The following is a 21,964-nucleotide window of genomic DNA, read 5'->3' as shown; positions in this document are numbered from 1 at the left end:
CGGGGGCGGGGGCACTGTCGGCGGGGGGAACGCGAATGGCCTGCCCGGTGGCGACCCGGTCGCTCGGATCGGCGCGCGCGCCGTCGACGCGAAGCTGCCCGGTGCGCGCCCAGCGCGACACGATGTTGAAACTGGCGTCGGGGACGTGCCGCTTGAACCAGCGGTCCAGCCGAATGCCGTCGTCATCGGCCTCAACAACGAACTGGCGCACCTGTGCTTCGGGTTTGTCGTTCATGGCAGCGCCCGCACCAGCGCCAGCCCGCCGAACAGCGCCACCGCCGCGCCGATCACCGATGCCAGCGTATAGCCCAAGCCGATCAGCCAGTCGCCACGCTCGATCATATTGACCAGTTCCAGTGTGAACGCCGAAAAGGTCGTGAATCCACCCAACACGCCCACGCCGATCAACAATCGCGCATGTTCGCCGCCGGCACCCGTGCGGGCGAGCGAACCGGCAAGCAATCCCATCGCCAGCCCGCCGATCAGGTTGACGGCCAGTGTTCCCCATGGCCAGTTCGGCCCCATCGTCGCCAATGCCATCCGCCCGACGGTGAATCGAGCGCCAGCGCCGATCGCGCCGCCCAGCATTACCAGAATATATGCCATGGCCCGCCCTAGCTTAACGGGGGCGGATTGGGAACGGCTCTCAACGCGCCGACACGAGTTCGATATCGGTGCCGCCGTCACCCCGGTCGGTCAGGAACAGAACGAACGCCGCGCCATCGTCGCCGCGCTTGCCCGCCAGCATGTGCGTTGCGCCGTCGATCAGATGGTCGGCGGAATAGCCCGCCTGCCGCGCGCGGCCGAAATACCAGCCGACCAACGTGCCCGTGGGTCGTGCGACATGAACGCTCGCGACGCGCAGCGCGCATCCGCCACCCTCGACGCCGCCGGCCTCCACGACGCGGGCATCGGGATGCAACGGCACGCCAGCGGGCAGTCGATTGGCCCAGTCGGCCGAATAGGACAGTCGGTCTGCACAGGCGTTGGCGCGCGGCCCGCCAAGGGTGCGCGCCAGCGCGGCAAGCGTGATTGCCTGACGCGCCGCCGGGTCGGACAGCGGGCGCGCTGCGGGGGCTGTCCCGGACATGTCGGTTGAATTCAGGAAAGACCCGCGCGCGATCCCGACATGCGGCACGGCGGCGGCATATGGTTCGCTGGGCGGGCGCACCGCATCGGGATTGGCCGACGCCGCCAGTTGCGGGTCGACCATGATCGGATCGTTGATCGCAGCCAGGATCACGGGATCGACCGTGCCCGACGATTGGGCGGCGGTCAGTTCTTCACCGATCCGTTCCAGTTCGCTGCGTGGGGCATCATTGCCGCCGCAAGCGCTCAGCAGGGGCATCAGGCTCAGCAGGATCGGCAATGATCGCATGGTTGCGCGGACCTATCGCGGTCCGGTTAAGATTGCGTTGGTCAAAGCACGACCAGTCGCGCGTGATCGTCCATTTCAGCAAACAGTGCGACCAGACCGATGGATTCACTGCCATTGACGGCATCGGGATCGATCCCGTGCTCGGCCAGCCCGGTCGGACAGGCCGAAATTCGAGCGCCCAGTGCCTGCGCCGCGACGATGCCGTCGCGGAATACGGACGATGCCAGCACGCGCACCGCAGTTCCATCCAGATGCAGCCGGGTCGGCGCACCCAGTGCGGCATGTGCCGATACGATCTGGGTCGCGGTATTGGCACGCGCCGGGTCGTCGTCCGACAGGATCAGGATCATGGGGCGGGACATGGCATCGGCCTTCGGTGTTCGGCCAGTGGACGCAAAAAGAGCGGCAGCCATTGGCTACCGCTCCCTTCGTTTACCCTGACGGGTCCGACGTTCAGTTGCTGTCCGAATCGTCGTCGTCATCACCGTCAGTGGCAATGATGATGCCGCCGATGATCGCCGCAGCAGCGACGACACCAACGATAGCACCGGTGCCCACCGCCTTGTTGCCTTCTTCCGAAACGGTCGAAGCGCGAACGGTCTTGGCAACCGACAGTTTCGAAGCCGAGTCAGCAGCAATCGCCGGAGCGGCAGTCATCGAAACCATGGCGGCAGTCGTAAGGATCTTGGCCAGACGCATATAAAACACTCCCTTGTCAACGTAATCACGTCGGTCACTTATGTGCCGGCAGCCGTGAATAGTTGGCTGGGGACATAGTGAATTGCCTCGATAACGCAGAGTAATCTTTGCCGCAAGTGCGAGCGCCAGCCTATCCAACCCGTTCAAGGGCATTCGTCGCAGGGGCATCGCGGCCTGCCGTTTCGTCCGGGGGGGTTTGGAGGAACCAGCGGTCGGTGCTTTCCAATGCGATGGCGGTGAGTTTGCCTGATGCATAAGCGCCGGTATCGATGCCGATCCGGTTCGGACGCAATTCAACGTCGGGCGTGATGGTATGGCCGTGCACCACCATCCGGCCGAACGAACCGCGATGGTCCAGAAACTCGCGGCGAATCCAGCGCAGGTCGGCGGGCACCTGCTCGTTCAGTTCGACGCCGGGCCTGACCCCGGCATGGACGAACAGATAGTCGCCAATCTCGATCGCATTTTCGAACGCCGACAGGAACGCGATATGTTCGGGCGGCACCACGGCGCGCGCCATTTCGATCAGATCGTCGAACGTCGCATCGTCATAGGCACGGCGCGACATGCCATAGGACAGCAGAGTCTCCCGCCCGCCCACCTGGCACAGCACCTTCATCGCGCGCGGCTGTCCCTCGATCGCGGTCAGGAGCAGTTCCTCGTGATTGCCGGCAAGAAAGCGCACATCCGGCCGCGTCGCCGCCAATTGCATGGCAAGGTCGATAACGCCCGCCGAGTCGGGGCCGCGATCGACCAGATCGCCCAGCAGGACCAGATGCGTGCGCGCGGGTTCACGCGCGGCGTCGTCGGCGTCGATCATCGCCAGCAGCGCCTCGAGCTGGTCGAGGCGGCCATGGATGTCGCCGATCGCATAAACGCGCTCGCCGGCCGGCACCGCCGCCGCCGGTGCGGCGTCGCGGGGCTGCATCGCTTTCATAATACGCTTCAACATGGCGCCAACGTCGCTGTCCTGACGGCCGATCCGCGCGGGCGGTTCGACCGACCCCTTCACCAAAAGACCCGCCTCCGATAGGGGATGGGTCATGAGCCAATCTGCATCTATGGTATCCCGAAGCGTATTTCGCAAGTGCGGCAAAATGCTGGGCGGGCTGGCGGCGCTGCTGGCGTCGGTCGGCGCCGCGCCGCCAGAGGATGAATATACCGCGACGTTCGAGGCGCTGCGCGCCGCCGATGTCCGCCTGCAACGGATCGGCGAAGGGCTGGCGACCGCCAATGTGGCGCTGTGCCACCGGCGGCAACCGGCGCTTGGCATCGCGCTGCATGGGCCGGACCAGTATCTGGGCGATGCCAAGGCGGCTGCAATCGCGCATTTCAGCTTTTCGACCGATCTGGGCATTGCCGGCACCGTGCCGAACGGCGCGGCCGAGCGGGCCGGACTGGCCGCCGACGATTCGATCATCAGCATCGCCGGACGCCGCATCGAGACGCTGGAGCGAAGCAGGGAAGACACCGCCGAGACCGCGCGCCTGGCCGCGTTCGACCGTTTCGTCGCCAGCCTGCCCGATGCCGCGCCGCTGACGATCGAGTTCCGGCGCGCGAACACGTCATTGTCGCGCGAGGTCACGCCGCATCCCGCGTGCCGCGCCCGGTTTGAACAGCGGGCGGCCGATGATGTCGATGTGAGCGCCGATGGCGTGCTGGTGCAGATCAGCTCGCGCCTGCTGGGCGAACTGGATGATAATGGCGTCGCGGTGCTGCTGGCGCACGAGCTGGCGCACAATGTCCTCGATCATCGCCGCCGCCTGGACGAAGCGGGAGTCAGCCGCGGCCTGTTCGCGGGGTTCGGTCGCAATGTCGGCCTGTTCCGCCAGACCGAGGTAGAGGCCGATATCCTCGCCGTTCACCTGCTGGCGCGGGCGGGTTATGATCCCGGGCTGGGTGCGCGGTTCTGGCAGGGGTTCGGGCCGCGCTATGCCAGTGGCCTGCGGTTGCGGACGCATCCCGCCTGGCGCGACCGCGTGGCGACGATGACGGCGGAGGCGCCGCGTGCGGCAGCGGCGCTGGCGGCGGGCGAGATGCCTGCGCTGATCGCGACCCGCGACCAGCCGCTGGACGGCGACTGGCAGTCGTTGCTGATCGAGGCGGATTAACGCCCGCAGGCGGGGCAGCCGGGGTCCTTCCGAACGGTCAGCGTGCGGAACCGCATTGCCAGCGCGTCGGCGATCACCAGTCGTCCGGCCAGGTCGTCGCCAAAGGGCGCGATGCTGCGAATGACCTCCAGCGCGGCCATGCTGCCGATCACGCCCGCCATTGCTCCCAGCACGCCGACTTCCGAACAACTGGTGCCCGGCCGGTCGGGATCGGCGCCGACGACGCAGCGATAGCAGGGCAGGGCCGGTTCCCATCCGCGATAGGTCGCAAGCTGCCCCTCGAACTGCGTGACCGCCGCCGATACCAGCGGGATGCGCGCGGCCAGTGCGGCATCGGCCACCGCCAGCCGCGTCGTGAAATTGTCGCAACCGTCCAGCACCACATCGGCACCGGCAAGCAGGGTAGCGGCGTTGCCGCCGTCGATCCGTGCGACCACGCCGCGCGCGGCGACATCGGCGTTCAGGCGCATCGCCGCGTCGGCCGCGCGGCTCGCCTTTTCCACACCCAGATCAGCATCGGAAAACAGCGTCTGGCGTTGCAGGTTCGAGCGATCGACCCGGTCGTCGTCGATGATCGTCAGATGGCCGACCCCGGCCGCCGCCAGATACTGGATCGCAGGCGAACCGATGCCCCCCGCGCCGATGATGACGACGCGCGCGGCCAGCAACCGTGCCTGTCCGCCGCCGCCCAGTTCGCGCAGCACGATATGGCGCGCATATCGGTCGAGCTGCGCGTCGGTCAGTTCGGCCATTGAAAGTGCAATGTCGCCCGATACCATTGTGGCACCAGCGTTGCGCGTTCGGGCAGATTGTTGCGCGTGAAGCTCAGCACGAGTCCGGCAGCATATTGCTCAACGGTGGGACAGTCGATGGCGCGCGGCACGGTCAGGCGCGGCCCCATGTCGGGCGTCACCAGCATCGCGACATCGACGGTGATCGTCCCGCGCGCGGCCGTCGCGCCGTTGTGGCGGCAGCGGCCCGCCGCGACTTCACTGGCGACGAATACGCTCATTTCCGGCTGAACCGCTGGCGCCGCGCGATAGGGGACAGGCGGCAGCGTGTCCCAGGCGATGACCCGTCCCGGCCGCGAAGGCAGCGGCATTGGCGGGGGGATGACCTGTTGCGCGGTCGCCGCCGCGATCAGGGGAATCAACAGGCTCACCGCCCGGTCGACCCGAACCCGCCGCTGCCACGCAGCGTGTCTTCGAGCGTCTCGACTTCAAGAAAGCGGGCGGGTTGCACGGTGGCCGGCACCAGCTGGGCAATGCGCTCACCGCGCTTTACCTCGAACGACTCGGCGCCCAGATTGACGAGAATGACCTTCACCTCGCCGCGATAATCACTGTCGATCGTGCCGGGCGTGTTGAGACAGGTGATGCCGTGTTTCAACGCCAGCCCCGAACGCGGCCGCACCTGCACTTCATAACCCGCCGGGATGGCGATGGCGAAGCCGGTGGCGACGGCGTGGCGCGCGCCGGGCGCAAGCGTCACATCCTCAGCCGCCACCACGTCCATCCCTGCCGCACCGGCACTGGCATAGCCCGGCAGGGGCAAGCCGTCGCCATGCGGCAGGCGTCTGAGCGCGATCTGGATCATGGGCGTGTTCATGTGCGCGATTCGTTCCTTGCCGCATTTTCTGTCAGCCGCGCAAGTAACTGAATTACATCGTCGCTTTCCAGTAACGGCATATCGCCGGAGACTTGACGATATTCGACGGCGATGCCCCGCAGCGCCAGCGCTTCGGCATAAAGCCGCGCGATCCGGGCGGGGACGCGGGCCTTGTCATTGCCGGATACGATGCCGACCCGCGCGGTCGTGGCGATCCCGCCGACGGTCTGGAGCGGATCGAGGCTGTCGACCGACGCGGCAAAGGCGCGGTCGCGGCGCGCCATATATTGCCGCCATTCGGGCAGGGCACACGGACAACCGACCAGCAGCATCGCATCGACCAGCCCCGGCCGGCGCGCCGCCAGATTGGCCGCCAGCGCCGCCCCGCCGCCATGGCCGACCAGGATCGCACGGGCGTTGCGATAGCGTGCCCTGAGCGCCTGAACCGACTGACCCAGCAACTCGACTTCGGCCGAGCCATAGCCGTCGCCGATGCCCCTTGCCCGCTCGCCGGGACTGACAGGACCGTCCAGGTCGGCATAGCCCGGCCGCATGACGACGACCGCCGCGCTGTCGGGCGCGGCGGCGGCGGCGCGGCGCGCAAAATCGGCATAGTCGACCGGTCCGCCGCCTTTGACATCGTCATGGACGATAATCATCAGGTTGCGGACCCGCGCCGGACGTTCGGCGGTGAAGGTTTCGACCGCGAGCGGCGGCCGCGGCAGGCTGGCCATCGGCGTCGAGGCACATGCCGACAACAGGCACAAGGCGCCGACGCCCAGCAACAGGTTAAAGCGCATCGGCGATCCTTTCGGCGATTTGGCGCGCGACCGCCGATTTGGGCGCGCGCGGCCAGGTTTCGACGCCCTGGGCGGTGACAAGGTGGACGGCATTGGCATCCCCCCCCATCACGTCGCCCGATACGTCGTTGGCGATGATCCAGTCGGCGCGCTTGGCGGCGCGCTTGGCGGCGGCATGTTCGACGACGCGCTCGGTCTCGGCCGCGAAGCCGATCAGCAGGCGGGGGCGGGCAGGCGACTGCCCCAGCGTCGCCAGAATGTCGGGATTGGGCACCAGCGACAGGCTGGGTGTCATGCTGCCCTTTTTCAGTTTCTGGTCGGCAGTGCCCTCAACCCGCCAGTCGGCGACGGCGGCGACCATGATCGCGACATCGGCGGGCAATGCGTCATCGACCGCCTGTGCCATTTCACGCGCGGTTTCCACATCAATACGCTCGACGCCCGGCGGAGTCGGCAATGCCACGGGACCGCTGACCAGCGTGACGCGCGCACCCATCGCGGCGCAGGCGGCGGCGATTTCGAAGCCCTGTCGGCCCGACGACCGGTTGGCGATGTAGCGAACGGGGTCGATCGGCTCATGCGTGGGACCGGCGGTGATGAGGATGTGGCGCCCCGCCAGCCGCCGGTCGGGTTCGAGCTTCTGGCGGATCGCGGCGACAATGGCTTCGGGTTCGGGCAGGCGGCCGGGACCATATTCGCCGCACGCCATCGCGCCTTCGTCCGGCTCCATCACGGTGACGCCGTCGCCGCGCAGACGCTCGACATTGCGACGGGTGGCGGGGTGCCGCCACATGCGGACATTCATCGCGGGGGCAGCCAGCACTGGCTTGTCGGTGGCCAGCAGCAGCGTGGTCGCCAGATCGTCGGCGATGCCCGCCGCCATGCGCGCCAGCAGGTCGGCGGTGGCAGGGGCGACGACGACCAGATCGGCCTGACGGCTGAGCTGGATGTGGCCCATTTCGGCTTCGTCCTTCAGGTCCCACAGGCTGGTGTGGACGGGCGCCTCGCTGAGTGCGGCCAGCGTCATCGGTGTCACGAACTGCGCCCCGCCATCGGTCAGGACACAGCGCACGCCGATCCCCGCCCGCCGTAACAGCCGGATCAGCTCGCAAGCCTTGTAGGCGGCGATGCCCCCGCCGACGATCAGCAGCACCTGCTTCATCGCGAGATCCTCTGCACCCGCACGCGTCGCGTGTCCATGGCGGCGGCGAACAGGTCACGCACGGCATCGGGCATGAACACGAGGCCGACCAGGCAGAGCGGCACTGCCATCATCGCCCAGTCGGACGCATCGGGCGATGAACTGAACATCGTGGCGACGGCGCACGCGCCGATGGTCGCGGCAACGCGCTTGCCCGCCGGGTCCGACCAGCCCGCCCAGCCGAATGCGCCCAGCGCCACCAGCGGCGCGGCGATCGCCATCGGCACCACTGCCAGCGCACTGCCCTCGACCACGAAGCGCGCGAACAGGCCGGGGCCGTTCAGGCCGAGCCAGCCCGGCGACTGCGCGTCGAGCGGACCGGCGACGTGCGATGCCCCCCATGCGTGAACGCCAAGCACCAGCGCGAACAGGCCCAGCGCTGCCAGCCACCCGCCGGCTTCCCGGCGATCGCCCTCGGCCCATGCGACCGCCGCCATGACGACCAGATACAGCGCCGCCGTCTCCCGGATCAGTGCCGCGCAAAGGCCGATCGCAACCGCGCTCAGCCACAGCCCCGGCCGACGCAGCGCCAGCGACAGCGTGACCAGCGGCGCCGCCCAGAATATATGAAAAGGCCAGAGCGGCCATTGCACGAACGCGACCAGCCCCGCCGCCAGCAGGGTCGCCGCCGCGACCAGCGGCGTGGGCCGGGCCAGCGCCCCGTGCGTCAGCCGCGCCAGCCAGGCGAAACCCGCGGCCAGCGCGATGGCCAGCATCAACACCGGCACCAGCATCGGCGGCAGGGCGGCCTGCACCACCGCCAATGTCGGCAGGCGAAAGGCGAGGAACGGGCGGACGGGATAATCGAGCACGCGCAACTGATCGGCAGCGACCTCGTAATAGCCACCACCCCCGCGCATCGCGGCGATGATTCCGCCATAGAGCGCCGCATCCCCGGTGCTGCCCAGCACGCCGTCGGCCCGGTCGCCGGTCAGCAAGGCCTGCCACGCCATCAGGACCAGCAGGCCGAGCAACGCGATCGTCCAGCGTGCGCGGGTGCGCGACAGCGCGGCGAACCGGCTGGGCCGCTGCAACCACAAGGGCGGCCTTGCCCTCACGTCAGGATGAGCGCGCCCGCCACGCCGACTCCCGCGCCCAGCAGCGCCATCGCCGCATAGCGCCAGCCGCCGCCGACGCGGATCACCTCGATCTCGCGCAGCGGCGGGGCCGGGGGGGCGCCGCCGGGATTGGGATAATGGCGCTCGATGTTGCGGATCAACTGGGGCAGGCGGGCAAAGGTCTGAAGGTCCTCGATCAACCGGTCGGCGACCGCCGCCTCAGGCCCCAGTTCGGTTCGCAGCCATTCGCCGATGAACGGCGCGCCCACGTCCCACAGGTTGACATCGGGGTCGAGGCTGGTCGCCACCCCCTCCACCATCACCATCGTCTTTTGCAGCAGCAGCAGGTGCGGCTGCGTCTGCATGTCGAAATCGCGGGTGATGTTGAACAGGCTGTCCAGCATCATGCCGACCGACATGTCCTTGGTCGCCATGCCGCGCACCGGTTCGCCCACCGCGCGAAGGGCGGTCGCGAACTCGGCGACATTGTGGTGCGCGGGGACATAGCCCGCTTCGAAATGGATCTCGGCCACGCGGCGATAATTGCCGGTGATGAGACCGTAGAGAATCTCCGCCAGCCACACCCGTGCGCGCCGGTCGATGCGGCCCATGATGCCGAAATCGATCGCCGCGATTCGTCCACCGGGCAGCGCGAACAGATTGCCCTGATGCATGTCGGCATGGAAGAACCCGTCGGCGATCGCCTGACGCAGGAACGCGCGCACCAGCTTGGCCGCCAGCGCGGGCAGGTCATGCCCCGCCGCGATCAGCGCCTCGCGGTTCGACAGCTTGATGCCGTCGATCCATTCCAGCGTCAGCACCTTGCCGGTCGTGCGCTGCCAGTCGATGGCGGGGACGACGAAATCCGGCTCGGCGGTCATGCCCTGCGCCAGTTCGGACGCCGATGCGGCCTCGCGCCGCAGGTCGAGTTCACGCAGCGTCCAGCGCTTGAACGTGTCGATGGTCAGGCGCGGGCGCAGCCGGGCGGCCTCTCCCCCCATCTGCTCGACCTGGGCGGCGGCCCATTCATAGGTGTCGATGGCGCGCGTGAACTCGGCCTCGACACCAGGGCGGATGACCTTGATCGCGACGCGGCGACCGTCGGTCGTCGTCGCGCGGTGGACCTGCGCGATCGATGCGGCGCCGATCGGCACCGGTTCGATTTCGGCGAACAGCGTATCCAGCGGCTTGCCGAAGCTGGCCTGCATCACCGCACGCACATCCTCGAATGGGACGGGAGGCAAAGCGTCCTGCAAGCGCAGCAGGTCGAGCGCGGCTTCGTCGCCGACCAGATCGGGGCGCGTCGCCAGCGTCTGGCCCAGCTTGATCGCGGCGGGGCCGATCGCCTGAAACGCATCGGCATAGGCCGGGCGTTCGGGCACGCGCGCCCCGAACCGTGCCAGCCGCGCCACACGGCGCACGGCGATCGGGGTGTTCGGGCTGCGCTCGATTTCCGTCAGCGCGCCGTGGCGGGCCAGCGTGCGCCCCCATTTCAGCAGGCGCCACAGATGGATGGCGGTAGCGGTCACGCGAAAGCCACGCCGATCAAATCTTCCATCCGCTGTGGATCGCGACCAGTCCGCCCAGCATCGGCTCCACGCGCGTCTGCACAAAGCCGGCTTCGCCGATCATTGCTTCGAACCTGGCCATGTCGGGAAAGCGGCGGATCGATTCGATCAGATAGCGATAGCTGTCCTCGTCGCCCGCCAGCGCCTTGCCCAGCCGGGGCACCAGCCGGTGCGAATAGGCATCGTAAACCTCTGCAAAGCCGGGCCACAAGGTGGTCGAGAACTCAAGGCAGAAGAACCGCCCGCCGCGTTTCAGCGTGCGATGCGCCTCCCGCAGCGCGGCGGGAATGTCGGTGACGTTCCGGATGCCGAACGCGATCGTATAGGCGTCAAAGAACCGGTCGGGAAATTGCAGCGTCTCGGCATTCGCCTCGGTCCAGACCAGGCCGTCGATGCCGCGCTTGGCCGCGCGTTCCATGCCGACTTCCAGCATGGCCGGATTTATGTCGGCGACCGTGATCGCCGCGCCCGACGGGGCCATGCGAAACGCGATGTCGCCGGTGCCCCCTGCCATGTCGAGGATATGTTCGCCCGCGCGCGGTTTGACCCGGCGCACGAACACGTCCTTCCACACCCGGTGCAGCCCCGCCGACATGGCGTCGTTCATCAGGTCGTAGCGGCTGGCGACGCTTTTGAAGACTTCGCCGACGCGCGCGGTCTTTTCACCGGGCGCGATGTCTTCATAGCCGAAGGATACGGTGTCGGTCATGGGCACCCCATGGCGTGTCCAGCGCGCGCTGCCAAGCGTTTCGCGCCCCCTTGCGGGTCCAACCCGCTGGCACTAGCGCCAAATACCGTATGCCCGAACTTCCCGAAGTCGAGACGACCGTGCGCGGGCTTGCGCCCGTGCTGGAGGGGCGCACCATTGCCCGCATCGTCGCCAACCGCCCCGATCTGCGCCGCCCGCTGCCCGTCGATCTGGGCCAGCGGATGACCGGCGCGCGCGTGACCGGGCTGGGCAGGCGCGCCAAATACGGGCTGATCCACACCGATCGCGGCGACACGATGATCTTTCACCTCGGCATGTCCGGGCGCTGGCGCGTCGATCCGGCCGAGCCATGGGCGCACGACCACCTGCTCATTGAAACCGATGCCGGGCGGCGGCTGGCGCTTAATGACCCGCGGCGATTCGGCTCCGTCGATCTGGTTGCGACCGATGCGTTGGCTGGTTGGGGGCCGTTCGCCGCGCTGGGACCGGAGCCGCTGGGCGCGGAATTCAACGCCGAATATCTGGCGGGCCGATTCGCGAGCCGCGCGGCGCCGGTGAAAGCGCTGCTGCTCGACCAGCGCGTGGTCGCGGGCCTCGGCAATATCTATGTCTGCGAAGCGCTGCACATGGCGGGCATTGCGCCGTCGCGTGCAGGCGGGCGAATCGCGGCGGCGCGGCTGGGTCCGCTGGTCGATGCGATTCGCGCGGTGTTGCTCGCCGCGATCGAGGCTGGCGGATCGAGCTTGCGCGATTATGCGCGGCCCGATGGCGAACTGGGCTATTTCTCGAAGCAATGGCGCGTTTATGGGCGCGAGGGCGCATCATGCCTGTGCGGCGCGCCGATTCATCGCCGGGCGGAGGGTGGTCGATCGACCTTCTGGTGCCCGAAATGCCAGCGGTGACAGTTGACCGCTGGCCGCTTCCCCGTTAAGGGGCGCGCTTTCCCGAGCGCTGCGAGCGGCGCTCTCCAACATCACAGGTTTCGAGGACGGCATGGCGAACACGCCACAGGCGAAGAAGCGTATCCGGCGCAACGAGCGTCGCGCGGAAGTCAACGGCGCGCGGGTCAGCCGCATCCGGACGTTCGTGAAGAAGGCGGAGCTGGCGCTCGCGTCGGGTGACAAGGCCGCGGCAACCGCCGCGATGGCCGAAGTCCAGCCCGAACTGGCGCGTGGCGTTGCCAAGGGCGTGGTTCACAAGAACACCGCGGCGCGCAAGTTCTCGCGCCTGACCAAGCGCCTCTCGGCGCTGGCCTAAGCCTTTATCAAAAGGTTGAAAAAGGCCCTGTCGGCGTGCGCCGACGGGGCCTTTTTTGCGCGCTGAGGACATGAATTGCGGGTGTTGCGTTGCACCGACGGCAACTCCGCGAGTCGCGGGCCATTCCCACGAGTTATGTCTGGAAAAACCAAGCGATAACAAAGGTCTATGCCAGGAATGCGGGCAACGCCGCAGCCATGCGCGTCAAGCGTTTTATATTTCATTTTGTTGACCGGCTGGCCTTGATCCCGCTCGCCGAGGCTTCCAAAACAAGCGTCCCGCAGCGACGCTGATCGCACGGCGCTTCGCTCGAAGCGCGCGGGGCGCTCGGCCATTCGCATGGCCGGCGGGGGTATTCGAGGCTGGGTTCATGCAGAACCGCAAAGACGTGCTTTGCGGGGCGAGGGAGATTTGTGCGCGTGTTGGGTAATGAACCGCTTCGATCCACACCGTCGATCGCCGATGCCTGGGCACAGGTGCGGCGCAATCTTCGCACCCAATCGGGCGCCAAGGTGTTCGACCAGTGGCTGAAGCCCGCCGTGCTGGTGGAGGGTTCCGATTCGGAAACCGTCCGCATCGGCCTGCCGTCGCCGTTCATGACCAATTATGTGAAGAGCCATTTCGGCGACCGGCTGCGGCTGGAGTTCAATCAGGCGCTGCCCGGCATCCGGTCGGTCGTCGTTGAAACCTCGACCCGCTCGATCCAGCGCGCCGGCGCCAATGACGAAGCGCCTGCCATTGCCGCGATCGAGCCGGCGGTCGCGCCGCGCGTGCTGAGCGCCGACCGCCCGCTGGCCATGCCCGCGGCGCGGCCAGCGGACGCAGGCGCGCGATTTGCGTTCGACCCCCGGCTGACCTTTGACCGGTTTGTGTCCGATCCGTCGAACCAGGTGGCGTTCAACGCCGCGCGGATGCTGGCGGCCGAGGGACCGGTGCGGTTCAGCCCGCTCTACCTCCACGGCGCAACCGGCCAGGGCAAGACGCATCTGGCGCACGCCATCGGCAATGCGTTTCAGGCGGCGCACCCGCACGCCAGTGCGCTTTACATGTCGGCCGAACGCTTCATGTTCGAGTTCGTCAAGGCGATGCGCGAGCGCGACACCTATGCGTTCAAGGCGCGGCTGCGCGGCGTTGACCTGTTCATCATCGACGATCTTCAGTTCATCGCGGGCAAGGACGCCACGCAGGAAGAATGCTTTCACACCGTCAATGAGCTGATGACGATGGGCAAGCGGCTGGTGATCTGCGCCGACCGCAGCCCGCATATGCTCGACGGGGTGGAATCGAAGCTGGTCGGCCGCCTGTCATCGGGCCTGATCGCCGACATCCGCCCGCCCGAATATGCACTGCGCCGCGCGATCCTTACCGCCAAGCTGGGCGATATGCCGCAGATCGCGGTGCCCGACGAGGTGCTCGAATTGCTGGCGATGCGGATCACGTCGAACATCCGCGAACTGGAAGGCGCGCTGAACCGGCTGGTCGCCTATGCCCAGCTGATCGGGCAGGACGTGACAATGGACTTCGCCCTGCAAACGCTGGGCGAAGTGCTGAAAGGGCCGCAGAAGCGCATCACCATCGACGAGATCCAGAAGGCGGTGTCGTCGCATTTCGAGCTGAAGCAGCTCGAGCTGATTTCCGAACGTCGCGCGCAGGCGATCGCCCGTCCGCGCCAGATCGCGATGTATCTCGCCAAGCGGCTGACCACGCGCAGCCTGCCCGAAATCGGTCGCAAGTTCGGCGGGCGGGACCATTCGACCGTCATCCACGCCGTGCGCCGGATCGAGGATCTGCGCGGCAAGGACCGCGAGATCGACACCGCCGTCCGCAACCTGATCCGGCAGCTGGAAGGGTAGGCGGTTTCGCGGTTCATCGTGCAGTCAGCAATGGGGCCGCAGACTTTCCAAGTGTGCCGCTTGAGCGGCTGACATGCGGGAGCGTTCAATGCGAAAGCTGTCTCTGGTCGTCGGTCTGACCGTAAGTAGTGCTGCCATGGCCCAGCCGGGTTACGCGCAGTCGATCGGCGCGGGCATTGTCACGACATCAAACGCACCGATCGGTCCGGATGGTGTTTTTCCGAATGCCTTCGCGTATTCCGGTGGCGATCCCAAGCAACAAAATGAACAGCGTCTGGCGCGGATGAAGGCAATTCTTGCCGCACATCCCGATGCGACGGCGCGTTTGAACGCCATGGACAGTCGGCAGGCGCGGACGGCATATATTCGTCAACTTGATCGCCAGACGCCAGGCTACGCCGGCGGCCGCTGAACCCGGTTCAATCGACCTGCAATCCCAGCGCGTCCTGAGCAGCGCGCAGCGTGGGGGCGGCCAGCGACTGCGCCTTTGTCGCGCCCTTGCGAAGCTGAGCGGCGACTTCGGCCCGGTCGTCGAGCAGGCGGGTCAGACGGTCGCGAATCGGCCCCAGCTTCGACACCGCCAGGTCGGCCAGGCGCGGCTTGAACGCGCCGAAGCCTTGCCCCGCAAATTCGCCGAGCACGTCGACGGGCGCGCGCCCGTCGAGCGCGGCATAGATCGTCACCAGATTGCGCGCCTCCGCCCGGTCGGCCAGCGCGTCCATCGTGTCGGGCAGCGGTTCGGGATCGGTCTTTGCCTTGCGGACCTTGCCCGCAATGGCGCCGTCATCGTCGATCAGGTTGATGCGGCTCATGTCGCTGGGGTCGGACTTCGACATCTTGGCCGTGCCGTCCCGCAGCGACATGATGCGCGGCGCTTCGGCGGGGATGATCGGTTCGGGCAGCGGGAACAGGTCGACGCCGAAGTCGAGGTTGAACTTGGTCGCGATGTCGCGCGCCAGCTCCAGATGCTGTTTCTGGTCCTCCCCCACCGGCACATGCGTCGCGCGGTAGGCGAGCACATCGGCGGCTTGGAGCACGGGATAGGTGAACAGGCCGACGCTGGCGCCCTCGCGGTTCTTGCCCGCCTTGTCCTTCCACTGCGTCATGCGGTTCAACCAGCCCATGCGCGCAGTGCCACCCAGCAGCCAGCACAGCTCGGAATGGGCCGGCACGCGTGCCTGGTTGAACAGGATCGACCGGTCGGTGTCGATGCCCGCCGCCATCAGCGTCGCCGCCATCTCGATTGTCGCGCTGGCCAGCGACGACGGTTCCTGATGCACGGTCAACGCGTGCAGATCGGCCAGGAAGAACAGGCAGTCGTCGCCGGGCGCCATCGCATCCTGCATCGCAACCCAGTTGCGGATCGCGCCCAGATAATTGCCCAAATGCAGGTTGCCGGTGGTCTGGATGCCGGAGACGATACGCATGTCGGTCCTTAATTCGCTTTGCCGCGCCGGAGCGCCTTGAGGTCCGCCGGGCCATAGGCGCCGGTCAGCAGACAGGCGAGCGCATAGACCAGCCCGCCGCCCGCCACCAGCGCGACCAGCGCCGCCGCGCGGATGGCCGCCGTGTCCGTCAGCCAGGGATCGAGCAGCGGCACCAGTGCCCACAACGCCGCGCCCATCGCCACCGCCGCCAGCGCCAGCCGGGGCAGTCGCCGCCGCAGCCGGGCGTCGATGACGAAATGCCCGCGATTCATCAGCGTGGCGGCCAGCAAGCCGATATTGACCCACGCCGCCAGCGCGGTCGCCAGCGGCGGGCCGACATGGGCGATGGTGGGAATCAGAATCAGGTTGGCGATCAGGTTGACCGCCACCGCCAACATCGCGAAGCGCGCGGGCGTTCTGGTGTCGCCGCGCGCGTAAAAGGCCGGGGCCAGCACCTTGATGAGGACATAGGCGGGCAGCCCGATCGAAAACGCCGCCAGCGCCATGGCGCAGCGCGCGGCGTCCACCGTCGTAAAGGCGCCGTGCTGGAACAGGCCGCGCACGATCGGCTCCGCCACGACCAGAAACGCGACCGTCGCGGGCAGCGTCAGAAACAGCGCCAGTTCGATACCGCGATTCTGCGTCGCCATTGCGGCGGCATCATCCCTTGCCGCCAGCAGCCGCGACAGGGTGGGGAGCAGGATGGTGCCCAGGCCGATGCCGATCATGCCGAGTGGCAACTGGTTCAGCCGGTCGGCGTAATAGATATAGCTGATCGATCCGGCATCGAGCAGCCCGCCCGCCAGCGCGGTCGACACCAGCAGGTTGATCTGCGTCGCGCCTGCGCCAAGTGCGGCGGGCAGCACCAGCCGCCCCAGTTCACGCAGGTCATTGTCGATGCGCGGCATCCTGAGACGCAATCTCACCCCCGCGCCACGGCAAGCGATGACCAGCCAGCCCAGTTGCAGCACGCCGCCCGCCGTCACCGCCACGGCCTGCGCGCGTGCCGTTTCATAGGGATTGTCGCCGTGAAAAAAGACCAGCGCCACGATCATCGCGACGTTCAGCAGCACCGGTGCCGCCGCATTGACCCAGAACCGCTCCAGCGAGGTCAATATGCCGCCCAGCAGCGACACCAGCGACATCAGCGCCAGATAAGGGATGGTGATCCGCGACAGCGTGACGGCAAAGGCGAACTGCGCCGGTGTCGGATCGTCGAATCCGCCCGACAGCGCCAGCGTCACCGGTTCGGCCGCGATCAGCATCGCGGCGGTGAACACGACCAGGATCGGGAACAGCACTGCCAGCGCGCGTTCGGCAAAATCGAACGCGGCCGGGTAATCCTGATCGGCACCGACCTTTTTGTTGAACAGCGGGGTAAAGGCGGCGTTGAACGCGCCTTCGGCGAAGAAGGCGCGGAACATGTTGGGCAGGCGGAATGCGACGAGGAAGGCGTCCGACGCAAAGCCCGCGCCGACGAACGTCGCCTGCAACGTATCGCGGCCCAGCGCCAGAACGCGGCTGACCAACGTCAGGCCGCCGACCGACCCCAGCGCGCGGACAAGGTTCATGGTGTCATGCGCCCGCGCGCCTGCCTGCGATGCGGGTCAGGCGTGACCGATATCGCCGCTGATCTGACCCTGTTCGGCAGCCGCCGCGGTCTGCGCGAAATACAGCGCGTTGAAATCGATCGGCTCCAGCAGCAGCGGCGGGAAACCACCGTCGCGAACCGCGTCGGCCAGCACCCGGCGCGCGAACGGGAACAGGATGCGCGGCGCTTCGCCCAGCAGGAAGGGCTGGAGATGCTCGGCGGGAATGTTGCGAAGGCCGAACAGCCCGGCATAGCTGAGTTCGCACAGATACATGACGCGCCCGTCAATCTCGCCGCGCGCTTCGACTTTCAGCACGACTTCATGCACATCGTCGCCGACCTGTGCCGCGCCGATGTTGAACTGCACGTCCAGCTTGGGCGCGCCCTGCGACTGATAGATGGCGGGTGCGTTCGGGTTTTCGAACGACAGGTCCTTCACATATTGCGACAGCACGTTGGCGGCGGGGCCATTATCCTCGCCATTGGCTGCGGCGTCCATGTCGAAGGGCTGTTCGTTGGCGTCCATGTCGTCCTCGTCAAAATCGGATGGGGCAGGGGCAGGCGCTGCCCAATGAACCCCCGCGACTAGCAGCGGTGGCGCGCCAGTTCAACGATCGGCCCGCATCGTTGCGACGGCATTTGAAAGAATGACGCGGTGCGCCTATGTTTGTGCGTGAACCAGCGGAGGTCCGGTGCTCTACGTCATAGTTCTTGCGATGATCGCGGCCTTTCTGGCCCTGCGGCTTTACTCGGTGCTCGGCAAGCGCACCGGGCATCACCAACCGATGCCGCGCGCGGCGGAGGATGCGGCAGTGGCCGCGCGCCCTCAAGCGCGCACGATCGACATGCCCGCCGAGGCGCGTGAGCCGCAGATGCGCGCGATCGATGACAAGGCCGAAGCGGGTGTGCGGGCCGTCATCGCCGCCGATTCAAGCTTTGACGTCGCGCAGTTCGTCGACGGCGCCAAGGGGGCCTATCGGATGATCCTGGAGGCGTTCTGGAAGGGCGATCGCGAAACGCTCAACTGGCTGGCCGAGGACGATGTGAGGGCCGCGTTCGAACGCGCGATCGATGAACGTGAGGCAGCGGGTCAGACGCTGGAGAACCGGCTGGTCGCGATTGAGCGTGCGACGATCGTGGATGCCGGGGTCGAAGGGTCACTGGCGCGGATAGCGGTCCGGTTCGATGCCGATATCGCTGCGGTCACGCGCGATGCCGATGGCAATGTCATCGCCGGCTCGCTGAGCGACGCGGTCGAGACGCATGATGTATGGACCTTTGCCCGGCGGCTGCGGAGCGACGACCCGAACTGGAAGCTCGCCGAAACCGACGAAGCATAAGCAGGGCAGGGCGTCTGATGCGCGCGACATGGGGGCGCCATTGCGGCGGATTGGCGCTGGCGATGCTGGCGAGTGCGTGTTCGAACGCGATTGTGCCCGCCAGCGTTCAGCGCGGCGCACCGCCGCCGCAGCCTTCATCACCGCGACCCGCCGCTTCGTTGCCCGCGCCCGCCGTGAAGGTCGGGCGACCGGCGACACCGATCGCCGCCGTTCCCGCCGCCGTCGCCGCGGCGGATGCGGTGAGTGCGTTGTCCGCCGGATGGGTGCCGGGTCCCGCAATGGCGACACTCCCGATCGAACCCGCCGTTGCACAGCGTGCACTGGCGGCGTTTCGCACCAGTTGCCCCTCGCTTCAGCGGCGCACCGACGCGACCGGGCTGACGCGTGGCGCCGACTGGGTGCCCGTCTGCGGCGCCGCTGTGCGCGCGAGTGACGCGACCCGCTTCTTTCGCAAGCAGTTTGAAACCATCCAGATCGCCGATGGAAAGGCGTTCGCAACCGGTTATTACGAGCCGGAAATCGCGGGCAGCCGCACGCGGCGCGCAGGCTACGATACGCCCGTTTACGGCGTGCCCGGCGATCTGGTCGAGGTCGACCTGACCCCATTCGCCACCGACCTGGCAGGCCGCAAGATTCGCGGGCGGATCGAAAATGGCCGTTTCCTCCCTTATCCCGACCGCACCGCGATTGAAAATGGCGCGCTGGCCGGACGGGGACTGGAAATCGCCTGGGCGGCGGACCCGGTCGAGCTGTTCTTCCTGCAAGTGCAGGGTTCGGGCCGCCTGCGCCTGCCCGATGGCGGCGTGATGCGGATCGGTTATGCGGGGCAGAATGGCCGCCCCTATACCGGCATCGGCGCGCTGATGCGCGACCGGGGGCTGCTGGCGCCGGGACAGGCATCGATGCAGGGGATCATGGCATGGCTGCGCGCCCATCCTGAAGAGGGGCGGGCGATCATGCGCGAGAACAAGAGCGTCGTGTTCTTCCGTGAACTGACCGGGCCGGGACCGCTCGGCGCGATGGGGCTGCCGGTGACGGGCCGCACGAGCATCGCCGCCGATCCGCGCTTCGTGCCGCTGGGCGCGCCGGTGTTCCTGTCGATGGACCGTGCCGACGCCAATGGCATCTGGATCGCGCAGGATACCGGCGGCGCCATCAAGGGCGCCAACCGATTCGACACCTTCTGGGGCGCAGGCGCCGAAGCCCGCGCCATCGCCGGGGGCATGAGCGCGCGCGGCACGGCCTTCATCCTCGTCCCGCGCGGCACCTTGTCGCGGCTGGCTGCCAGTGGCCGGACGCCGGCTCGGCCCTGAAGAAGCCGCGCTGTGGGCGCGGGTGGTCGCGACGGTGCAGCCGCTGCCGGGACGCAGCCGCCCCGCGTTGCCGCCCGCACCCGTCGTGCCACCGCCCGCCGTCGCCACGGTTGCAAAAGCCGCGCTTCAGCCGGTGCGCGCCAAGCCCGTTCCCAAACCCGCGCTGCGCCCGATCGGCGTCGATCTGGACGGCGGCTGGGAAAGGCGGCTGTCGCGCGGGCTGGTCGCGCCGGAGACCAGCCTCGACCTGCACGGCCATACGCTGACCAGTGCCCATGCGATGCTCGATGCGGGATTGAGCCGTGCCATCGCGCGCGGCGACCGGGTGCTGCTGCTTGTCACGGGCAAGCCGCCCCGGCCGGAGGCGGAGCGACCCTATGCGCGCGGCGCCATTCGCGCCGCGGTGGCCGACTGGATCGCAGCATCCCGCCACGCCGATCGCATCGCCGCGATCCGGCAAGCGCATCCGCGCCATGGCGGCACGGGCGCGCTGTATATCGTGTTCAGGCGAGCGCGCGGCGGATGATGTCACGGTAGATTTCGGCCAGTGCGACCAGATCGGCGATCGCAACTGCTTCGTCGCCCTTGTGCATCGTCGCGTTCAGCAGGCCGAACTCGACCACCGGGCACAGCCGCGACAGGAACCGCGCGTCGGACGTTCCGCCGCTGGTCGACAATTCGGGACGCAGGCCCGTGGCCGCCTCGATCGCATCGCCGATCATCGATGAAAAGGGACCGGGTTCGGTCAGAAAGGCTTCCCCCGATACCACCGGCCGCACGGTCGCCTCGGGCGCGTGGCGGTGGACGATGGCGGCGATCCGCTCGCCCAGATCCGCCCCGCGATGCCGGTCGTTGAAGCGGATGCTGAGCCGCGCGGACGCCATCGCCGGAATGATGTTGGTCGCGCCGTTGCCGACGTGCAGGTCGGTGACTTCGATATTCGACGGCTGGAACCAGTCGGTGCCGTCGTCCAGCACGACGCCGCCGATTTCCGACAGCGCGGCGATCAGCCGGGGGATGGGGTTGTCCGCCAGATGGGGATAGGCGACATGGCCCTGCCGGCCGGCCACGTCGATCCAGATATTGACTGATCCGCGCCGGCCGATCTTTATCATGTCGCCCAGCCGGTTGACCGATGTCGGTTCCCCCACCAGGCACAAATCGGGCTTCAGGTCGCGCGCCGCCATCCGTTCGATCAGCGCGCGGGTGCCGTGGATCGCGGGGCCTTCCTCGTCGCCAGTGATGACCAGGCTCAGCGTGCCGCGTGGCTGGATTGTCGCGGCGGCGGCGACGAACGCGCCGATCGCCCCCTTCATGTCCACCGCGCCGCGCCCATACAGCATGTCGCCGCGCACCACCGGATCGAACGGCCCGGCCGTCCAGCCGGTCCCTGCGGGCACGACATCGACATGCCCGGCAAAGGCGAAATGCGGCCCGCCCGTCCCACGCACCGCCAGCATGTTTTCGACCGGCCCATCGGGCGCGCCGCCCGATACGAAGCGGTCGATGGTGAAGCCCAGCGGAACCAGCATCGCCTCCAGCACGTCAAATACGGCCCCGCGCGCGGGCGTCACGCTTTCGGCGGCGATCAGGGCCTTGGTCAGTGCGGCGGGCTGGGGCAGGATGGTCGGGTCATTCATGGGAGGTCGCATTGCCCAAGCTGAACCTCGACGCAATCCCGCAGGACAACCGCACCGGCTATCCCCCGGAATATGCCGGCGTGGTGCAGGACCGATTTTACCGGCGTCTGGCGCCCGCCGCCGGACTGAGCGATTTCGGCGCCAGCCATGTCGTGCTGCGGCCCGGCGCCTGGTCCGCCCAGCGCCACTGGCATGAGGGGGAGGACGAACTGGTCGTCATGCTGGCCGGTGAAGCGGTGCTGGTGGAGGAGGATGGGGAGACGATCCTGCGCCCCGGCGACATCGCCGCTTTTCCCAAGGGCGTGGCGAACGGCCATGTCCTGCAAAATCGCAGCGAGACCGATTGCGCCTTTGTCGCGGTCGGCCGCCCCTCGGGCAGCGATTGCCATTACCCCGACATCGACCTTCACC

At 67.7% G+C, this 21,964-nt stretch carries 26 protein-coding genes and 1 pseudogene; 9 read left to right on the top strand and 18 right to left on the bottom strand.

Annotation, left to right across the window (positions count from 1 at the left end):
* The 6 genes and pseudogenes from VL973_RS00860 to VL973_RS00835 all read right to left on the bottom strand — a co-directional run.
* Positions 1 to 235 (bottom strand): annotated as a pseudogene (locus VL973_RS00860) (RluA family pseudouridine synthase); the annotation flags it as partial.
* Positions 232 to 606 (bottom strand): fluoride efflux transporter CrcB, encoded by a 375-nt coding sequence (gene crcB / locus VL973_RS00855; RefSeq protein ID WP_325282146.1) that lies wholly within the window; start codon positions 604 to 606, stop codon positions 232 to 234. The pseudogene VL973_RS00860 and the gene crcB, both read right to left, overlap by 4 nt.
* A 40-nt stretch (positions 607 to 646) precedes the next feature.
* Positions 647 to 1,369 (bottom strand): hypothetical protein, encoded by a 723-nt coding sequence (locus tag VL973_RS00850; RefSeq protein WP_325282145.1) that lies wholly within the window; start codon positions 1,367 to 1,369, stop codon positions 647 to 649.
* A 50-nt stretch (positions 1,370 to 1,419) separates the two neighbouring features.
* A complete protein-coding gene (locus tag VL973_RS00845; RefSeq protein ID WP_325282144.1) occupies positions 1,420 to 1,740 on the bottom strand; it encodes a hypothetical protein in 321 nt (106 codons plus the stop codon).
* Positions 1,741 to 1,831: 91 nt separating this feature from the next.
* Positions 1,832 to 2,077, bottom strand: coding sequence for a hypothetical protein (locus VL973_RS00840; protein WP_325282143.1), 246 nt, complete (start codon positions 2,075 to 2,077; stop codon positions 1,832 to 1,834).
* Between the two features lie 130 nt (positions 2,078 to 2,207).
* Positions 2,208 to 3,029 (bottom strand): metallophosphoesterase family protein, encoded by an 822-nt coding sequence (locus VL973_RS00835; protein ID WP_414712173.1) that lies wholly within the window; start codon positions 3,027 to 3,029, stop codon positions 2,208 to 2,210.
* A gap of 145 nt (positions 3,030 to 3,174) precedes the next feature.
* Between VL973_RS00835 and VL973_RS00830 the strand changes: the two genes are divergently transcribed.
* Positions 3,175 to 4,188, top strand: a complete 1,014-nt coding sequence (locus VL973_RS00830) for a M48 family metallopeptidase (RefSeq protein ID WP_325282141.1) — start codon at positions 3,175 to 3,177, stop codon at positions 4,186 to 4,188.
* Here VL973_RS00830 and VL973_RS00825 read toward each other — a convergent pair.
* From VL973_RS00825 to VL973_RS00790, 8 genes are read right to left on the bottom strand one after another with little or no spacing between them, the layout of a single operon-like run.
* Positions 4,185 to 4,940, bottom strand: a complete 756-nt coding sequence (locus VL973_RS00825) for a HesA/MoeB/ThiF family protein (RefSeq protein WP_325282140.1) — start codon at positions 4,938 to 4,940, stop codon at positions 4,185 to 4,187. The genes VL973_RS00830 and VL973_RS00825 overlap by 4 nt on opposite strands.
* Positions 4,928 to 5,350: a hypothetical protein gene (locus VL973_RS00820; RefSeq protein WP_325282139.1), complete on the bottom strand. Its 423-nt coding sequence runs from the start codon at positions 5,348 to 5,350 to the stop codon at positions 4,928 to 4,930. Before VL973_RS00820 ends, VL973_RS00825 begins: the two co-directional genes overlap by 13 nt.
* Positions 5,347 to 5,796, bottom strand: a complete 450-nt coding sequence (dut, locus tag VL973_RS00815) for a dUTP diphosphatase (protein WP_325282138.1) — start codon at positions 5,794 to 5,796, stop codon at positions 5,347 to 5,349. Before dut ends, VL973_RS00820 begins: the two co-directional genes overlap by 4 nt.
* Positions 5,793 to 6,596 carry a hypothetical protein gene (locus tag VL973_RS00810; protein ID WP_325282137.1) on the bottom strand — a complete coding sequence of 268 codons (804 nt, stop codon included), beginning with the start codon at positions 6,594 to 6,596 and terminating at the stop codon, positions 5,793 to 5,795. Before VL973_RS00810 ends, dut begins: the two co-directional genes overlap by 4 nt.
* Positions 6,586 to 7,758 (bottom strand): bifunctional phosphopantothenoylcysteine decarboxylase/phosphopantothenate--cysteine ligase CoaBC, encoded by a 1,173-nt coding sequence (gene coaBC / locus VL973_RS00805; RefSeq protein WP_325282136.1) that lies wholly within the window; start codon positions 7,756 to 7,758, stop codon positions 6,586 to 6,588. Before coaBC ends, VL973_RS00810 begins: the two co-directional genes overlap by 11 nt.
* Positions 7,755 to 8,831 carry a hypothetical protein gene (locus VL973_RS00800; RefSeq protein WP_325282135.1) on the bottom strand — a complete coding sequence of 359 codons (1,077 nt, stop codon included), beginning with the start codon at positions 8,829 to 8,831 and terminating at the stop codon, positions 7,755 to 7,757. The genes coaBC and VL973_RS00800 overlap by 4 nt, the downstream gene beginning before the upstream one ends.
* Before the next feature lie 20 nt (positions 8,832 to 8,851).
* Positions 8,852 to 10,384, bottom strand: a complete 1,533-nt coding sequence (gene ubiB / locus VL973_RS00795) for a 2-polyprenylphenol 6-hydroxylase (protein WP_325282134.1) — start codon at positions 10,382 to 10,384, stop codon at positions 8,852 to 8,854.
* Positions 10,385 to 10,400: 16 nt separating this feature from the next.
* Complete coding sequence (locus VL973_RS00790) at positions 10,401 to 11,132, bottom strand: class I SAM-dependent methyltransferase (RefSeq protein ID WP_325282133.1); 732 nt, start codon at positions 11,130 to 11,132, stop codon at positions 10,401 to 10,403.
* Between the two features lie 89 nt (positions 11,133 to 11,221).
* On the opposite strand from VL973_RS00790, the gene mutM reads away from it, so the two are divergent.
* From mutM to VL973_RS00770, 4 genes are all read left to right on the top strand, one after another.
* Positions 11,222 to 12,034 carry a bifunctional DNA-formamidopyrimidine glycosylase/DNA-(apurinic or apyrimidinic site) lyase gene (gene mutM, locus VL973_RS00785; RefSeq protein WP_325282132.1) on the top strand — a complete coding sequence of 271 codons (813 nt, stop codon included), beginning with the start codon at positions 11,222 to 11,224 and terminating at the stop codon, positions 12,032 to 12,034.
* Positions 12,035 to 12,125: 91 nt separating this feature from the next.
* On the top strand, positions 12,126 to 12,389 hold the full coding sequence (gene rpsT, locus VL973_RS00780; RefSeq protein WP_325282131.1) for a 30S ribosomal protein S20: 264 nt from the start codon (positions 12,126 to 12,128) through the stop codon (positions 12,387 to 12,389).
* A 419-nt stretch (positions 12,390 to 12,808) separates the two neighbouring features.
* Positions 12,809 to 14,242, top strand: a complete 1,434-nt coding sequence (dnaA, locus tag VL973_RS00775; RefSeq protein WP_325282130.1) for a chromosomal replication initiator protein DnaA — start codon at positions 12,809 to 12,811, stop codon at positions 14,240 to 14,242.
* A 136-nt stretch (positions 14,243 to 14,378) separates the two neighbouring features.
* Positions 14,379 to 14,654: a hypothetical protein gene (locus VL973_RS00770; RefSeq protein WP_325282129.1), complete on the top strand. Its 276-nt coding sequence runs from the start codon at positions 14,379 to 14,381 to the stop codon at positions 14,652 to 14,654.
* 7 nt (positions 14,655 to 14,661) lie between these two features.
* Here VL973_RS00770 and trpS read toward each other — a convergent pair whose 3' ends face one another.
* The 3 genes from trpS to secB are packed head-to-tail and all read right to left on the bottom strand — an operon-like array spanning position 14,662 to position 17,786.
* A complete protein-coding gene (trpS, locus tag VL973_RS00765) occupies positions 14,662 to 15,669 on the bottom strand; it encodes a tryptophan--tRNA ligase (RefSeq protein ID WP_325282128.1) in 1,008 nt (335 codons plus the stop codon).
* Positions 15,670 to 15,677: 8 nt separating this feature from the next.
* Positions 15,678 to 17,240 (bottom strand): murein biosynthesis integral membrane protein MurJ, encoded by a 1,563-nt coding sequence (murJ, locus tag VL973_RS00760; RefSeq protein ID WP_325282127.1) that lies wholly within the window; start codon positions 17,238 to 17,240, stop codon positions 15,678 to 15,680.
* A 36-nt stretch (positions 17,241 to 17,276) separates the two neighbouring features.
* A complete protein-coding gene (gene secB, locus VL973_RS00755) occupies positions 17,277 to 17,786 on the bottom strand; it encodes a protein-export chaperone SecB (protein ID WP_325282126.1) in 510 nt (169 codons plus the stop codon).
* A gap of 190 nt (positions 17,787 to 17,976) precedes the next feature.
* On the opposite strand from secB, the gene VL973_RS00750 reads away from it, so the two are divergent.
* Genes VL973_RS00750 through VL973_RS00740 form a run of 3 tightly spaced genes read left to right on the top strand, consistent with a single transcriptional unit; the run spans position 17,977 to position 20,439 of the window.
* Entirely contained in the window at positions 17,977 to 18,600 is a 624-nt protein-coding gene (locus VL973_RS00750; RefSeq protein ID WP_414712171.1) for a Tim44/TimA family putative adaptor protein, read from the top strand.
* 17 nt (positions 18,601 to 18,617) lie between these two features.
* The gene (gene mltA / locus VL973_RS00745) at positions 18,618 to 19,913 is read left to right on the top strand and encodes a murein transglycosylase A (protein ID WP_325282124.1); all 1,296 of its coding nucleotides are present in this window, start codon (positions 18,618 to 18,620) and stop codon (positions 19,911 to 19,913) included.
* On the top strand, positions 19,888 to 20,439 hold the full coding sequence (locus tag VL973_RS00740) for a Smr/MutS family protein (protein WP_414712170.1): 552 nt from the start codon (positions 19,888 to 19,890) through the stop codon (positions 20,437 to 20,439). The genes mltA and VL973_RS00740 overlap by 26 nt, the downstream gene beginning before the upstream one ends.
* On the opposite strand, the gene dapE is transcribed toward VL973_RS00740, so the two are convergent.
* Complete coding sequence (gene dapE / locus VL973_RS00735; protein WP_325282123.1) at positions 20,417 to 21,553, bottom strand: succinyl-diaminopimelate desuccinylase; 1,137 nt, start codon at positions 21,551 to 21,553, stop codon at positions 20,417 to 20,419. The two genes, VL973_RS00740 and dapE, sit on opposite strands and share 23 nt — an antisense overlap.
* 11 nt (positions 21,554 to 21,564) lie before the next feature.
* Between dapE and VL973_RS00730 the strand changes: the two genes are divergently transcribed.
* Positions 21,565 to 21,964: cupin domain-containing protein (locus tag VL973_RS00730; RefSeq protein ID WP_325282122.1), on the top strand; the 400-nt coding region annotated here is incomplete at its 3' end.

It is taken from the genome of Sphingomonas sp. (genome assembly GCF_035490575.1).
GTDB lineage: Bacteria > Pseudomonadota > Alphaproteobacteria > Sphingomonadales > Sphingomonadaceae > Sphingomonas.
The sequence above is the reverse complement of the archived record's forward strand: the minus strand, read 5'-3'. Positions and strand labels throughout refer to the sequence as shown.

Excerpts from the sequence above, each read along its gene's own strand:
- crcB (WP_325282146.1), bottom strand. The coding sequence starts at position 606 with ATGGCATATATTCTGGTAATGCTGGGCGGCGCGATCGGCGCTGGCGCT.
- VL973_RS00845 (WP_325282144.1), bottom strand. The coding sequence starts at position 1,740 with ATGTCCCGCCCCATGATCCTGATCCTGTCGGACGACGACCCGGCGCGT.
- VL973_RS00840 (WP_325282143.1), bottom strand. The coding sequence starts at position 2,077 with ATGCGTCTGGCCAAGATCCTTACGACTGCCGCCATGGTTTCGATGACT.
- VL973_RS00835 (WP_414712173.1), bottom strand. The coding sequence starts at position 3,029 with ATGTTGAAGCGTATTATGAAAGCGATGCAGCCCCGCGACGCCGCACCG.
- VL973_RS00830 (WP_325282141.1), top strand. The coding sequence starts at position 3,175 with ATGCTGGGCGGGCTGGCGGCGCTGCTGGCGTCGGTCGGCGCCGCGCCG.
- VL973_RS00825 (WP_325282140.1), bottom strand. The coding sequence starts at position 4,940 with ATGGCCGAACTGACCGACGCGCAGCTCGACCGATATGCGCGCCATATC.
- dut (WP_325282138.1), bottom strand. The coding sequence starts at position 5,796 with ATGAACACGCCCATGATCCAGATCGCGCTCAGACGCCTGCCGCATGGC.
- VL973_RS00810 (WP_325282137.1), bottom strand. The coding sequence starts at position 6,596 with ATGCGCTTTAACCTGTTGCTGGGCGTCGGCGCCTTGTGCCTGTTGTCG.
- coaBC (WP_325282136.1), bottom strand. The coding sequence starts at position 7,758 with ATGAAGCAGGTGCTGCTGATCGTCGGCGGGGGCATCGCCGCCTACAAG.
- VL973_RS00790 (WP_325282133.1), bottom strand. The coding sequence starts at position 11,132 with ATGACCGACACCGTATCCTTCGGCTATGAAGACATCGCGCCCGGTGAA.
- mutM (WP_325282132.1), top strand. The coding sequence starts at position 11,222 with ATGCCCGAACTTCCCGAAGTCGAGACGACCGTGCGCGGGCTTGCGCCC.
- rpsT (WP_325282131.1), top strand. The coding sequence starts at position 12,126 with ATGGCGAACACGCCACAGGCGAAGAAGCGTATCCGGCGCAACGAGCGT.
- VL973_RS00770 (WP_325282129.1), top strand. The coding sequence starts at position 14,379 with ATGGCCCAGCCGGGTTACGCGCAGTCGATCGGCGCGGGCATTGTCACG.
- trpS (WP_325282128.1), bottom strand. The coding sequence starts at position 15,669 with ATGCGTATCGTCTCCGGCATCCAGACCACCGGCAACCTGCATTTGGGC.
- murJ (WP_325282127.1), bottom strand. The coding sequence starts at position 17,240 with ATGAACCTTGTCCGCGCGCTGGGGTCGGTCGGCGGCCTGACGTTGGTC.
- secB (WP_325282126.1), bottom strand. The coding sequence starts at position 17,786 with ATGGACGCCAACGAACAGCCCTTCGACATGGACGCCGCAGCCAATGGC.
- VL973_RS00750 (WP_414712171.1), top strand. The coding sequence starts at position 17,977 with ATGATCGCGGCCTTTCTGGCCCTGCGGCTTTACTCGGTGCTCGGCAAG.
- mltA (WP_325282124.1), top strand. The coding sequence starts at position 18,618 with ATGCGCGCGACATGGGGGCGCCATTGCGGCGGATTGGCGCTGGCGATG.
- dapE (WP_325282123.1), bottom strand. The coding sequence starts at position 21,553 with ATGAATGACCCGACCATCCTGCCCCAGCCCGCCGCACTGACCAAGGCC.